This is a genomic window from Neobacillus sp. C211, from assembly GCF_051842875.1.
Classification (GTDB): Bacteria; Bacillota; Bacilli; order Bacillales; family Cytobacillaceae; genus Neobacillus.
On record NZ_JBPXRO010000005.1, the window covers coordinates 76,813 to 90,549 of the forward strand.

Annotated in this window: 17 protein-coding genes and 1 other annotated feature; of the genes, 1 reads left to right on the forward strand and 16 read right to left on the reverse strand. The window is 40.9% G+C overall.

Annotated elements, in window-relative coordinates; all coding sequences use genetic code 11:
• The first annotated feature begins 27 nt into the window (after nucleotides 1–27).
• Nucleotides 28–564 carry a transcription repressor NadR gene (locus ACSU6B_RS06865; protein WP_215000809.1) on the forward strand — a complete coding sequence of 179 codons (537 nt, stop codon included), beginning with the start codon at nucleotides 28–30 and terminating at the stop codon, nucleotides 562–564.
• Nucleotides 565–618: 54 nt separating this feature from the next.
• On the opposite strand, the gene pheA is transcribed toward ACSU6B_RS06865, so the two are convergent.
• The 16 genes from pheA to radC form a co-directional block, all read right to left on the reverse strand.
• On the reverse strand, nucleotides 619–1,476 hold the full coding sequence (gene pheA, locus ACSU6B_RS06870; protein ID WP_410883849.1) for a prephenate dehydratase: 858 nt from the start codon (nucleotides 1,474–1,476) through the stop codon (nucleotides 619–621).
• 59 nt (nucleotides 1,477–1,535) lie between these two features.
• Nucleotides 1,536–1,985 (reverse strand): ACT domain-containing protein, encoded by a 450-nt coding sequence (locus tag ACSU6B_RS06875; RefSeq protein WP_168245215.1) that lies wholly within the window; start codon nucleotides 1,983–1,985, stop codon nucleotides 1,536–1,538.
• Nucleotides 1,986–2,024: 39 nt separating this feature from the next.
• Nucleotides 2,025–3,317, reverse strand: coding sequence for a GTPase ObgE (gene obgE, locus ACSU6B_RS06880; RefSeq protein WP_410883851.1), 1,293 nt, complete (start codon nucleotides 3,315–3,317; stop codon nucleotides 2,025–2,027).
• 61 nt (nucleotides 3,318–3,378) lie between these two features.
• Nucleotides 3,379–3,921 (reverse strand): Spo0B C-terminal domain-containing protein, encoded by a 543-nt coding sequence (locus ACSU6B_RS06885; RefSeq protein WP_215000818.1) that lies wholly within the window; start codon nucleotides 3,919–3,921, stop codon nucleotides 3,379–3,381.
• Nucleotides 3,922–4,131: 210 nt separating this feature from the next.
• Nucleotides 4,132–4,425, reverse strand: coding sequence for a 50S ribosomal protein L27 (gene rpmA / locus ACSU6B_RS06890; protein ID WP_066257887.1), 294 nt, complete (start codon nucleotides 4,423–4,425; stop codon nucleotides 4,132–4,134).
• A 12-nt stretch (nucleotides 4,426–4,437) separates the two neighbouring features.
• The gene (locus ACSU6B_RS06895; protein WP_168245218.1) at nucleotides 4,438–4,767 is read right to left on the reverse strand and encodes a ribosomal-processing cysteine protease Prp; all 330 of its coding nucleotides are present in this window, start codon (nucleotides 4,765–4,767) and stop codon (nucleotides 4,438–4,440) included.
• A gap of 15 nt (nucleotides 4,768–4,782) precedes the next feature.
• Complete coding sequence (rplU, locus tag ACSU6B_RS06900; RefSeq protein WP_168245219.1) at nucleotides 4,783–5,091, reverse strand: 50S ribosomal protein L21; 309 nt, start codon at nucleotides 5,089–5,091, stop codon at nucleotides 4,783–4,785.
• Between the two features lie 13 nt (nucleotides 5,092–5,104).
• Nucleotides 5,105–5,186: a sequence feature (ribosomal protein L21 leader region), on the reverse strand.
• Nucleotides 5,187–5,256: 70 nt separating this feature from the next.
• The gene (locus tag ACSU6B_RS06905; RefSeq protein ID WP_410883854.1) at nucleotides 5,257–6,717 is read right to left on the reverse strand and encodes an Rne/Rng family ribonuclease; all 1,461 of its coding nucleotides are present in this window, start codon (nucleotides 6,715–6,717) and stop codon (nucleotides 5,257–5,259) included.
• 200 nt (nucleotides 6,718–6,917) lie between these two features.
• The gene (locus ACSU6B_RS06910) at nucleotides 6,918–7,784 is read right to left on the reverse strand and encodes a M50 family metallopeptidase (RefSeq protein ID WP_410883856.1); all 867 of its coding nucleotides are present in this window, start codon (nucleotides 7,782–7,784) and stop codon (nucleotides 6,918–6,920) included.
• Nucleotides 7,777–8,565 carry a peptidoglycan DD-metalloendopeptidase family protein gene (locus tag ACSU6B_RS06915; RefSeq protein WP_410883858.1) on the reverse strand — a complete coding sequence of 263 codons (789 nt, stop codon included), beginning with the start codon at nucleotides 8,563–8,565 and terminating at the stop codon, nucleotides 7,777–7,779. Before ACSU6B_RS06915 ends, ACSU6B_RS06910 begins: the two co-directional genes overlap by 8 nt.
• A gap of 133 nt (nucleotides 8,566–8,698) precedes the next feature.
• Nucleotides 8,699–9,502 carry a septum site-determining protein MinD gene (gene minD, locus ACSU6B_RS06920; RefSeq protein WP_088089143.1) on the reverse strand — a complete coding sequence of 268 codons (804 nt, stop codon included), beginning with the start codon at nucleotides 9,500–9,502 and terminating at the stop codon, nucleotides 8,699–8,701.
• Between the two features lies 1 nt (nucleotide 9,503).
• Nucleotides 9,504–10,184, reverse strand: coding sequence for a septum site-determining protein MinC (gene minC, locus ACSU6B_RS06925; protein ID WP_215000832.1), 681 nt, complete (start codon nucleotides 10,182–10,184; stop codon nucleotides 9,504–9,506).
• Between the two features lie 162 nt (nucleotides 10,185–10,346).
• A complete protein-coding gene (gene mreD / locus ACSU6B_RS06930) occupies nucleotides 10,347–10,865 on the reverse strand; it encodes a rod shape-determining protein MreD (RefSeq protein WP_410883860.1) in 519 nt (172 codons plus the stop codon).
• The gene (mreC, locus tag ACSU6B_RS06935) at nucleotides 10,862–11,743 is read right to left on the reverse strand and encodes a rod shape-determining protein MreC (protein ID WP_410883862.1); all 882 of its coding nucleotides are present in this window, start codon (nucleotides 11,741–11,743) and stop codon (nucleotides 10,862–10,864) included. The genes mreD and mreC overlap by 4 nt, the downstream gene beginning before the upstream one ends.
• 92 nt (nucleotides 11,744–11,835) lie before the next feature.
• On the reverse strand, nucleotides 11,836–12,858 hold the full coding sequence (locus ACSU6B_RS06940; RefSeq protein ID WP_214731769.1) for a rod shape-determining protein: 1,023 nt from the start codon (nucleotides 12,856–12,858) through the stop codon (nucleotides 11,836–11,838).
• A gap of 160 nt (nucleotides 12,859–13,018) precedes the next feature.
• A complete protein-coding gene (radC, locus tag ACSU6B_RS06945; protein WP_088089148.1) occupies nucleotides 13,019–13,708 on the reverse strand; it encodes a RadC family protein in 690 nt (229 codons plus the stop codon).
• Nucleotides 13,709–13,737 lie beyond the last annotated feature (29 nt).

Genomic DNA, 13,737 nt, shown 5'->3' on the forward strand with positions numbered 1-13,737 from the left:
AACAGCAATAGGAATAGGAGGAATTATATGGTCGAGCAAAAAAAAATATTGGGAGAGGAAAGGAGGTCTTTAATTCTACAACAGTTAAAAGATAGCCCTGTCCCGCTGACAGGAAGTGAACTTGCCAATCGAACCAATGTAAGCAGACAGGTGATCGTCGGGGATATCACTCTTCTTAAAGCTAAAAATGAACCCATTATTGCAACCAGCCAAGGTTATATTTATTTAAAGCAAAACTCCAGCACTTATTCCTTTGAAAGAACAATCGCATGCAGACATTTACCGGAAGACACAGAAAGGGAGCTAAATCTGTTAGTTGACCATGGTGTGTTAGTGAAAGATGTAAGAATTGAACACACGGTTTACGGAGATTTGACCGCATCGATTATGGTTTCAAATCGCCAAGAAGTTAAACAATTCTTGGAAAACATGCAAAAAACCAAAGCTTCCTTATTATCTGAGTTAACGGAAGGAATCCACCTTCATACCATTTCAGCCTCAAGCACCCAAGTCTTAGATAAAGCCGAAGCAGCCCTTAAGGCAGAAGGTTTTATGATTGAATAGCGCCTTGATAGACAGAACAATAAAAGGACCCGAAATACTCGGGTCCTTTCGTTATTAATCCAATTTCACCATAACGGATGGATAGCTTCCTAATAATTTAACACTACAGCCTAATGCCTCTAGCTCTGCCATTGCTCCAGGTATCAATACCTCATCAAATTCCATTTCGATATCAATAATGAAAAAATAATTGCCAATTCCAGTTTTCATCGGCCGAGATTCAATTTTTGATAAGTTTAACTTTCTCCAGGCGAACGCTGATAACACCTGATGAAGGGCTCCCGCTTGGTCGTCCTCAGGCAATGTAACCATCAGTGTCGTTTTGTAATGGGATGAACCACTCATGGCCTGGAAATCAAATTTCTCTTTTGTTAGAACCACAAACCGCGTGTGATTATAGTCAAAATCATGGATGTTCCTTTGGACAATCGCCAACCCATATTCTTTTGCCGCTAATTCATTCGCAATCGCGGCCGCTTTTAAGGCAGGCTGCTCCATTACCATTTGCGCCGCTGCTGCAGTGGAAGACACACTCTCAAACGGCACTCCTTTTAATTGATTATGTAAAAATTTATGGCACTGAGCAATCGCATGAGAGTGGCTGTATACCTTACTCACATCACGCCAATTGTCCATATTATCAGGATGAACCATCAAATGCTGCTTAATAGGTAACGTAATTTCACCAATAATCGGAATCTGAACAACATGTGTTAAATAATCAAGTGTAATATTGACTGAGCCTTCCAAAGCGTTCTCAATTGGAACGACTGCAAGATCCACTTCTTTATCTACGATGGCATCGACACTTGCAGGAATCGTCTGATAGGGCACAAGTTCAAATCCTTGAAAAACCTTTTTCACGGCTAACTCTGTGAATGTAGCCTTTGGTCCTAAATATCCAACCTTCACTATTTCCCCACTCCTTATTTTTTTAAAAAGAAAGCTGAGAGCCGGTAGTAGTTTTTCACCTACACACCTGTTCCCAGCACTTCTACCTTCTCTACAAATTCGAGTTTCCTTAGTTCTTTAAGTAACTCATCTATTTCCATCGTAATGTTTGAAGTGTTTAATGAGAGAGTCACATTCGCCCTGCTTTGCAACGGAATCGTTTGGTGAAGGGTAACAATATTGCAGCCTGAATTGGCCACAACACTGAGCAATTTTGATAGCGTGCCTGAACGATCTTCTAGGTGAAAGAAAAGCGAGATAATCTTTTCCTTTTTAATGGACGAGAAAGGAAAAACAGTATCTCTATATTTATAAAAGGCACTTCTGCTTAAATCCGCTTTATGAACTGCATCTGCAATTGATTCTGCTTTACCTCTCTCAAGCATTTCCTTGACATCAAGCGTTTTTTTCATCGCTTCTGGCAACACATCTTCACGTACTAAGTAAAATTTTTTATCAGCGTTTTCCATTTTTATCACCCTACCTTGATCTCTTCAGGGCCTTTCCTTCTACTCAATAAACTCGAATTCAAACTCCATTAATTTCACAATATCCCCGTCTTTTGCTCCTCTTTCCCTTAACGCTTCATCAACACCAAGACCACGAAGTTGACGTGCAAAACGGCGGACGGATTCTTCTCTTGAGAAGTCTGTCATCTTAAAGAGCTTATCTGTTTTTTCACCAGAGACAACAAATGACCCATCAGGTTCTCTCGTAATTCTAAATGCTTCCGGCTCTGCTTCGTGCTTATAAAGAACACGATGGACACCTGTTATTTCCTCTTCTTCATGTTCAAGTGGAAATTCTGGTGTTTCCTCGATCTTATCAGCTACAGCAAACAATAGCTCACGCAGTCCTTTTCTTGTTACGGCTGAAATAGGGAAGATTGGATAATCCTCTTCCAGCTGCTCCTTAAACTTTTTCAAGTTTTCCTCAGCTTCAGGCATATCCATCTTATTTGCAACGATAACTTGTGGCCGTTCTGTCAAGCGCAGGTTGTACTCTTTTAATTCCTTGTTGATTGTAAGGTAGTCCTCATAGGGGTCTCTGCCTTCCATCGCTGCCATATCAATGACATGGACAATAACCCTTGTCCGTTCTATATGACGTAAGAATTGATGGCCGAGGCCAACCCCTTCACTTGCCCCTTCAATCAAACCTGGAAGGTCTGCCATAACAAAGCTTCTGCCGTCTTCCGTTTCTACCATACCAAGATTCGGAACAATTGTGGTAAAATGGTACTCGGCGATTTTCGGTCTTGCCGATGATACAACCGATAATAATGTCGACTTACCAACACTTGGAAAACCAACTAATCCGACATCAGCAAGCAGCTTCAATTCAAGAATGACTTCACGTTCTTGGCCCGGTTCTCCATTTTCAGATAGCTCTGGTGCTGGATTGGCCGGGGTTGCAAATCGTGAATTTCCACGTCCGCCACGGCCGCCTCTTGCAATAATTGCCTGCTGTCCATTCTCGACTAAATCAGCAATAACTTCCTTCGTTTTTTCATCAATGACCACTGTTCCAGGCGGTACCTTAACAATCATATCCTTTGCACCGGCACCGTGCTGGTTCTTGGACATGCCATGCTCGCCGCGCGGTGCTTTAAAGTGACGCTGATAACGGAAATCCATTAAAGTCCGCAAGCCTTCATTTACTTCAAAAACAACATTGGCACCTTTACCGCCATCACCACCGGCTGGACCGCCTTTTGGTATATATTTTTCCTTACGAAACGCAACCATACCATTTCCGCCATCTCCGGCTTTTACATAAATCTTCGTTTGATCAACAAACATCTTATTCCTCCAGTCTGCATATCGAATTAACTTTTGTCACGAAAAATATCTCAGCTTTAGCCTATTTTTTTTGAATAGGGATAAAAACTTCTACTGTAAGTTCGCTTTCTGAGAATTCCTTGACCACTACATCCAGTAGAATTTTGGAGTCTGCAAGGAATGCTTCAATTAATTCACTTTTTATTATTATCCCGCTAAAATCAAAAAAGAAACGAACTCCCTCTGATTGGGGATCAATTGATATTGATAAATGATTTTCTTGGAATGCTTCAATTGCCTCATTTAAACACTCAAAAAAAAGGTAAGTCCACTTTGTGATCTGTTCTTCATTAATTTGAAAGGATTCCGAATCTTGAAGAACTTCATATTCAAGCTTAAAAGAGGAATTCTCCCAATTAGACTTAAACAGCAGTGAGGCAAATAAAGGCATTTTTAAATTTGTTAGTTTTGACTCATGCTGTGCTTCAATAATAATTTCGTCAATAACCGCTTTTGCCCGGTCGATTCGATTTAAATCCAAGTTCCCCTTAATTAACTGAAGCCTATTTAACCAATCATGTCGAGAGTGCCGGAGCACCTCAACAATATCCCATTCTTTCTCCATACGTACACTCCCACATTAAGTGTCACAACACTATTTTGCTGATAGTATATCAAAAAAATAACCCTGAGTAAGCAATTTTATGTGATGAAAGATCATTAGAGGCAAAAAGAAGCATCTACGAAGTAGTTTTCCTGAAGAATATATGGAAGGAAAAATTCGTTAGCAAAAAGAAAACTCTAACCAAACAGGTTAGAGTTTTCGCTAGTTACCTTAAGCTTCTTGAGCTACTGGATAAACGCTCACTTTTTTGCGATCACGACCGAAACGTTCAAATTTCACAACGCCGTCAACTTTTGCAAAAAGAGTATCGTCTCCTCCACGGCCAACGTTTTCACCTGGATAAATCTTTGTACCGCGTTGACGGTATAGGATTGAACCACCAGATACAAATTGTCCGTCTGCACGCTTAGCACCAAGACGCTTAGCGTGTGAGTCACGACCGTTCCTTGTAGAACCTACACCTTTTTTAGATGCAAACAACTGAAGATCTAATTTTAATAACATTCATTCCACCTCCTACTTTTTGAAGGTAATCTTTATGTGCTTTCCGTATTCTTCTTCAATCGTACGCAATGAAACAGTCATACCTTCTAGAAGAAGTTGTACTTTCTCATAAATGTCTTCCGAAAGATGTTCCGGTACAACACAGCGGAGAAAGCCGCCCTCATGCTCAATCTCGGGCGTGACACCTGTTAGGGCGTGCACAGCGTTGATTGCTCCAATGGATACTGCAGATACGCCTGCACAGACGATATCCTTGCCTCGATTGGCGAAAAATGCATGACCACTTATTTCGAATGATTGAATAAATCCGGACTCTGTACGATTAATCGTAATTTGAATCATCTATGATTCAACACCTTACGCGTTGATTTTTTCGATGACTACTTTAGTGTAAGGTTGACGATGACCTTGCTTCTTGTGGTAGTTTTTCTTCGCTTTGTACTTGAAAACAGTAATTTTCTTTTGACGACCTTGCTTTTCAATTTTAGCTGTAACCGTAGCGCCTGCAACAACAGGGCTTCCTACTTTTACGTTTTCACCGCCAACGAAAAGAACTTTATCAAAAGTAACTGTTTCACCAGCTTCTGCATTAAGTTTTTCAATGTAGATAGCTTGGCCTTCTTCGACTTTCACTTGTTTACCACCAGTTTCAATAATTGCGTACATGAACTGCACCTCCTTATAAACTCAGACTCGCCATATACAGGCGCTTATGCTTTCACACAAATCTTACTACCTGTTCTGTGCGGTTGTAGCACGGGTGCTACAAACATAACATTAAAATCCTAACATAAAATAGGCAAAAGTGTCAATAGAAATTTAGGAACATGATTAGGAATCAAATGCTTTTTGTGAGATCTCACTCACATTGCCGAACTGCTTTAATATATAATAATGGCGGGCTGAAGGCTGAACTGAAAAATATAGTTTAATATGCATTAGCTCCTCTAATGCTTCCCGGTGGGCTTCATTCGGTCCTAACAATTCCTCTTTCACCGCTTGAGTTGTTTCGACCAAGACTGCCTCAAATTCCGAATAGCGGTGCTCTAACAGCTCCCGTTCAAGCCTAAAGCCAACCGTTTCAGGACTAAGGACTCTTCCCGTTCCATCACAAACAGGGCACTTCACCTCAAGTGCCTCAGAAAGAGTAACCTTTGTCTTCTTCCTAGTCAGTTGGAGAATGCCTAGCGGTGTAAAACCAATCATTTTTGTTCTTTTCTGATCCTTGGTTAATTCCGTTTCAATCAGCGAGAGAATCGATTGCTTGTCCTCAGCGCGTGTCATGTCAATGAAATCAATGAGAACAATTCCGCCAATATCACGCAGACGCAGTTGCCTTACCACTTCTTTTGCGGCCAACTGGTTTGTTTTTAATACCGTGTCTTGATAATTTGTCTTTCCGGAAAATTTCCCGGTATTCACATCAATAATCGTTAACGCTTCAGTTTCGTCAAAGATAAGGTAAGCACCATTATCAAGCCAGACAATACGCTTAAGGGCTTTATCAATTTCATGTTCCACTTTATGTATAGAAAAAATATTCTCTTTTCCATTGTAGTAAATGGATTTGAGTTGATCATTTTTTTCCTCAGCTAGCTTTTTTAGCGCTAAATCATCGACGATTACTTCCCCGCTAGTCATTCTAGCTACTTGGTCCATAATCATTTCGATAAAGGTATCTTTTTGAAAAATGATCCCTGGTTTTTTCATCGTGGCCACTTTTTGTAACAGTTCTTGATGGTTCTCGCGCAGGGTCATTAGTTCTGCAAGGATTTCATCCTCTGTACTCGTTATCGATGAGGTCCGGAAAATGATTCCCTCTTCCTCTGTTTTTAAACGACTGCCGCTCCGGCGAAGTTTTGCTTTTTGACCTTCGTCAGCGATTTTTTTAGAAACCGCCACATAGCGGCCTTTTGGCATGTAGATGAGATTGGGCCCTTGTATTTCAATAATTCCCGTCACGCGAGCACCTTTCGTCCCCGTTGCATCCTTATCGACCTGAACCAGCATTTTTTCACCTTGGTGGGCAAACGAGGTGACAGACTTTTGTTTTTCAGCAGATAAGAGATAGGAAGGAAGTACATCACGGTGTAAATACGCATTTTTCTCTTCCCCTATATCAATGAATACGGCATTCATCCCCGGCAATACTTTTGTCACAGTCCCAAAATAAATATTACCGACCAGTGATCGATGTTCTGGTCGGTCAAAAACGATATTTTCAACGCGGTTATCTTTCAGATAAGCAAATCGCTTTTCGCGTGAATTGTAATTAATAATAAGTGTTTCCAATCATGCGACCTCACTTTTTTCTTTTCATTATACCTTTTTAGTTAGGCTATGTGAAACATGCATGTTGATTTCCGCTCCAGGCGCTTCGCTTTCCGCGGGCGGTCTAGGGAGCCTCCTCGGCGCTCTACGCGCCTGCGGGATCTCCCCTGCCTCGTCCTCCCGCAGGAGTCTCGCGCCTTCCGCTCCAATCAACATAGGGTTTAATAAGAAAAAAGAAGGTCGCTGATTTTATCGGTTAGACGTTTTTCGGTAAAATAGGCGTGCAATAGTTCATTTTCATCTAACATCCCTTTTTCTTTGCCGTCTGCTTCGACGATGATTGGATGTTTACAGCCACGTTGAAATTTTTCTAGGACGTGAATAAGTAACTCCTGTTCATTGGCCTCAATTGGTTTCAAGGTCTGAAGACTGGATTTTTTCCCATAATAACGCTCAAGCAAGAATCTCATGAAAATATAACGCCGCTGCTTCCATTCATGGTAAAGCGAGAAATAAAGGAAGGCGATGATGACCCAGACATTGATATGTGTCGGGGCAGCGATCACAATCACCAGCGAAAAGATGGAAAGACTGACCAACGAAAGGATGAGCGTTTGGCGATGAGCGATCGGGAAGGAACTTTTTAATGAGAGCAGTAAGAATACAAGTTTCCCGCCATCCAGCGGCCAAATTGGAAAAAAATTAAAAACAAAAATCATGAGATTATAGCTTAAGAAGAGCTGAAAAAGGTCTTCAGGCATTAAATTGACGGTAACCAACCCATAGGCTAGGGCTACCATCCACACATGCTGAAGCGGCCCTGCAAGGATGACTATCGTCTCTTCCCTTAACGGCCGATTGCCATGCTCATCCATTTCGGCAACCCCGCCAAACGGGAGCAGGGTAATTTTCCTGATTCTCCATGAAAAAAAAGAAGCTGCAGCAGCATGCCCCATTTCATGAATAAAAATGATTCCAAGCAACAAGCAAACCTCAAGGAAATGAGCGGTCACAATTGAAAGTCCAATCACAATCCACAATAAGGGATGGATAGAGATAAGTTGGAATAAATTCATGGCTCTATTCAAAGCGTATCACCTGAATTGGGTCGATGAAATCATCGCCTTTTTTTATGGCAAAGTAATATTTTCCTTTGGTTTTATCTTCTCCTGCCGACACTGAGACCGTGCCAACTACTTTTCTTTTATCGATATATTCATATAAGTTAACCTTGATTTGGTCCAAATTACCGTACCAGGTTTCGGTCGCATCGGAATGCTGAATAATGACAGTTTTCCCTAATCCTTCCTTCACCCCTGCAAAAGTAACGATGCCATCATTAATGGTTTGGACGGACGCCCCTTTTCCTGTTTCAATCATGATACCTTGGCCATTTTTTTCAAAGTTTTCAAGGATTTTTCCCATTGCTGGTACGGAAAATTCCTTTTCAACTACTTCTTTTTTCCCAGTTTGATCTTTTTCAGAAAATGGCAGTAGGGCCAATGGTTTCCCAAACTTGCTTTCGTACCAGTTTGAAACGGTCGCAAATTTAAAATCCTTGTCCATTGTTTTCATGACCACGTCTCTTGCTGGCTCAAAAGTAGCGGAATGGTTCCTAAATAGTATCGCTATCACTAAAAACAGGAGGACAGAGGACAATATTTTGAAAAAAAATACTTCCTTCTTAAACAATGGATGCCCATCATCGCCATTACTGCTTCCTGATGAAGTAAACTGATTGAATCCATATTTTTCATCGTCACTAGGCCAATCAATTTGGCGGTCGGGACTTTTTACAGATGTTGTCCCAGTATCATTTTTCCGCTTTGCGATTCGCCGCCTAATTTCTTCCGGTGTAGACCGCGCCATCCCCATCACCCCTTTTCCCACTAATTTGTACAAGTCTATGAGGGAAAAGGGAAGAGTATGTCTGAAAAAAAAAGCCTGTCCACAAGTTAGTGGGCAGGCTGTTTGAAAAAAGTAGGCGCTTCCGCATTTCTAATTAACGAACGCCGAAGAATTTTTTAATTTTTTTGAAGACACCTTTATCTGCATCTTCGAGTGACTGGAGCGGGATGGATTCACCGAGAATCCGTCGGGCAATATTTCGATAAGCAATCGATGCTTTGTTATTCGGATTCAGGGCAATCGGTTCACCATGGTTAGAAGCTTTAATTACCTCGTCATCATCCGCTACAATTCCAATGAGCTCGATGGAAAGATGCTGGGTAACTTCATCAATCTCAAGCATATCACCAGTCTTCACCATATGATTTCGAATCCGGTTGATCACTAATTTGGGCGACTCCATATCGGGTTGTTTTTCGAGCAAGCCAATAATTCGGTCTGCATCGCGTACAGCAGATGCCTCTGGCGTTGTAACAACAATCGCTTTATCTGCTCCAGCAATGGCATTATGAAAACCCTGCTCAATTCCAGCAGGACAATCAATAATGATATAATCGTAGTCTTGCTTTAATTCTAAAATCAAATCTTTCATCTGTTCTGGCTTCACAGCGGATTTATCCACCGTTTGCGCAGCTGGCAGTAAGTATAATAACCCGTCAAATCGTTTGTCCTTCACAAGGGCTTGATGGATTTTGCATCTTTTTTCAACGACATCGACCAGATCATAAATGATTCTGTTTTCAAGTCCCATTACGACGTCCAAATTCCGAAGACCGATGTCTGTATCTACTAAACATACTTTTTTTCCTTGAAGGGCTAATGATGTGCCGATATTAGCAGAAGTTGTTGTTTTTCCTACTCCACCCTTACCGGATGTAATTACTATTGCTTCTCCCACTTTAATGTCCCCCTTCTAATCTTGTTAAATTAGGTCTTAATTGGATTAAAACTTGCAATCTATCAACAATGATTTGACGCTCATCATCTATATATGCACATTCCATTTCCCGTTTTTCATTGCTTTGGACACTGTCTGGTGCTCTATTTAAACAATCACTAATTCTAAGCTGGGATGGTTTCATATTTGACGCAGCAATGACTGCTTGCTCATTGCCATAGCAGCCGGCGTGGGCCATACCTTTTAATGTCCCCATGATAAAAATGTTACCGCCGGCCATCACCGTTCCACCTGGATTGACATCGCCAATTAATAGCAGGTCCCCAGGCACTTCGAGGACTTGTCCAGAACGAATGATTCTAGAAACCGTCATGACCTCTGTTTCGGCTATTAGACGCTCCGCTTCTTCCTTCGTGATTACGTTTGATACAATCTCATCAACCACAAAATTCTTCTTTTTGAGAATTAAGTTTTTTAGCTCTTCCCGTTGCGATTCCGTAATATAGCGGTTGCCGATTGCAACTTTGACAGAGGTTAACTGACGCTCATCCTGAGTCCTGGAGTTCGCTGAAAGCTTATGATCGAGTTCCCTTTTTAGTTCTTCATAGGAACAGGTATCATCAAGATGAAGGACGAGACCTTCCTTCGTTCCTTTTATTGTAACATTTTGCCGTTTTTTCATGGAGAAATTTTCACCTCATAATAAGAAAGCAATTTCGAAACAAGCAAAATTCGTTGTTTCAATGGGATTTGCAAGCCCTTATGCTTATTCCGAATCAAAAGTACATACTATCTTAATAAAAATTCGACACGATGCGTCCATTCTCCTCTTTTTATAAAAAAATCATTCATCCCTTAATGCTTCCGAATGTTTTTCAAATAGCCACTTTAATGGATAGGCGATAATTAGAGTAATAGCTGCATTTAATAAAAGGGTAGGGTAAAAACGCAAGTTAATAAAGCTAATAAAATCAAGGTCTGTTACATGGATTAAATAATTCATTTCATAAACACCCATCTCTAATAACGAGATACCGAGAAGGGCAGCAAGAAAAGCAGTGATTATATTTGATTGCAAAACCTGCAATAATTTATAAATAAGATAGGAGATAAATGGATATAGAAAAAAATAAATACCGATAATTTCGACATAAACAATGTCAAATAAAAGCCCCAAAATGGCCGCATAAATAATTCCGTGTTTTTTTCCGACAAAAATCGTTAAAAACAAAATGGCTGTAAACAGAAAGTGAGGGACAAATATTCGCTCAAAACCAAAAATCTTTGCAGGTAAAAACTCGACAAAAAGGCTTTCTACGATAAAAAGAAACAGAAATAAAAGAGGTAGAAGGAATTTTCTCAAAACTCCCTCACCTTCCCATCTGATAAATCACTTTTAACTGGCTGAGTCATTAATCTTTTTATGACAATCACATTTTCAATATCGTAAAAGTTCGCCCCTGGTTTCACTAAGGCCGTTTGATTTAAGCCATACTGATCGGGTTTAACATCAACCACTTTTCCAATCATCAGCCCTTTTGGAAAAACTCCGCCTAAACCGGAAGTAATCACGGTTTGGCCTTTTTCAATTTTTGAGCCAGATGGAATCGCCTTAATTAATAGTAATTTTTGTTTGTCATCAAAACCCTGTACAAATCCATAAACATCTTTTTTGCCTTGAACGACAGCAGAAATTCGATTCTTAGGATCCATTGCACTTAACAGTTGTACAGTAGAACTGAATTGTGTCACATTTTTTACTTTTCCAATGAGACCGGTTGCCGTAACGACAGCCATATTTTTTTCGATGCCATTTAGTTTGCCTTTGTCGATAATAATCATTTCATGCCAACGATCAGGGTTTCTGCCAATGACGGTAGCTGGTAATGGTTTAAAGTCTCTCAGGGTCTTTTTTTCACCGAGAATGTCACGCAATTCTTCATTGTCATTTTTCAACTCTTGGACTTGTGCTTCAAGATTGACAAGATTTTCGATCCGCGATTTTAATTCTTTATTCTCATCGTATGTATTTTGCAAATCCTGGAGATTTTCAAAAAAGCCTGCAACAAAATGGGTAGGCTTTGAAACCAGGGATTGAACCCAGCCGGTTGTATCTTTGACAAATTGCTCCGGCCAGGATAGTTTACTTCTCTCCCTTAAAGAAAACCCAATCAATGCCACGAGAACAATGATGCTGACAAGCAAAATAATCAGACGTTTATTCAGAAAGAACTGTGGCATGATTATACACCTCTATTTTCCTAGATAAAAAGTATAGTTTTAAGCTTTGATAGTTATCTTGCTCCAGCGGCTAACGGGCGCTGCCGCTATTCTTAGCGTGAATCTCTCGTTTTGTTTTTAAATAAATGAATATGATCGAGAGCTTTTCCTGTTCCAATCGCTACGCAATCGAGTGGATTCTCGGCAATCAGAACAGGCATTTTCGTTTCTTCACTAATCACTTTGTCTAAATTGCGGAGCAGTGCCCCCCCACCTGTTAGGACAATCCCGCGATCCATAATATCGGCAGCGAGTTCCGGCGGTGTTTTTTCTAACGTATTCTTGACCGCTTCCACAATCGCAGAAACCGTATCGCGTAATGCTCCAGCAATTTCTTTTGCGGAGATTTCGATTGTCTTTGGCAGACCCGTTAATAAATCCCGGCCGCGAATCTCCATATTGTCGACACCTTCAGGATCCCCTGCTGAGCCAATTTCCATTTTAATCGCTTCAGAAGTCCGGTCCCCGATCATCAAGTTATAATTTTTTCGAATATAAGAAACAATCGACTCGTCCATTTCATCGCCAGCAACACGGATTGAAATGCTTGTAACAATTCCACCTAACGAAATAATCGCCACTTCGGTCGTTCCCCCGCCAATATCGACGACCATGCTGCCAGTTGGTTCCCAAACAGGCAAATTGGCGCCTATCGCCGCAGCAAATGGCTCTTCAATGGTATAGGCATCCTTTGCCCCTGCTTGTCTAGTGGCATCGATCACCGCTCTTTCCTCGACCGCTGTAATCCCAGAAGGCACACAAACCATCACGTATGGATTACCCGTAAATACGTTCTTCCCTTTCTGTGCTTGACGAATATGGTACTTCATCATTGCCGCTGTGGTTTCAAAATCAGCGATGACTCCATCCTTCATCGGTCTTAAAGCGACGATATTCCCCGGCGTTCGTCCAATCATATTTTTCGCGTCGTTACCAACTGCGACAATATTCTTCGTATCTGTCTGCATCGCCACAACGGATGGCTCGCGTAAGACAATTCCTTTTCCTTTTACATATACAAGGGTATTTGCTGTCCCCAAGTCAATCCCAAGATCTCTAGCTCTTATTCCAAACATAATTTTGTAGCTCCCTTTCTGATACGTAATACAAAAACTCCAATAGGTTGGTAATTACTTTTATATCATGTCTTTTTTCTCAATATTTATCTAGTTAAGTCTTAAGCAGTCCTAAAAAACCATAAGCAATATTATAACTTAACGTCAAATAAAATCATAGTTATAAATACCCTTTTTCCTTGAGACTCACAAACTTGTTCTCCCCGATGATTAAATGATCGAGTAAATCGATGCCAATAATTTTTCCGCATTCGACCAGTCGCTTGGTTACCTCAATGTCCTCGCGGCTTGGTGCCGGGTCACCGCTCGGGTGATTATGCGCTGCAATAACGGAAGCAGCTGACCGCTTTAACGCCTCGCGGAACACCTCCCTTGGATGAACAATCGAGGCGTTTAAGCTGCCAATAAAAATCGTTTGTTTATGGATTACTTGATTCTTAGTGTTTAAATACATACAAACAAAATGCTCTTGTGATAAAAAGCGCATATCATTCATCAAATACTTCGCACCGTCTTCCGGCGAGCGGATGACATATCGGTCCTTGTAATCCAGGTTGGTAATCCTTCTGCCAATTTCGACAGCAGCAAGAATTTGAATGGCCTTAGCCGAACCAATCCCTTTTATCTCAGTCATTTCTTCTAACGTAGCCGCTTTTAATAGTCGTAACCCTTCAAAATGGGTCAGCAGTCGATTCGATAGTTGCAGAACCGATTCGTCCTTTGTTCCGGTTCGAAGTAAGATGGCAATCAATTCATGATTGGATAAGCTTTGTGGTCCATGCTGAATAAAGCGTTCTCTAGGCCTTTCATCTTGAGGGAAATCACGGATCATTAATGTATTGGTGGACACTTTTTTTCCTCCCTTTTTTAAGGGAGTTA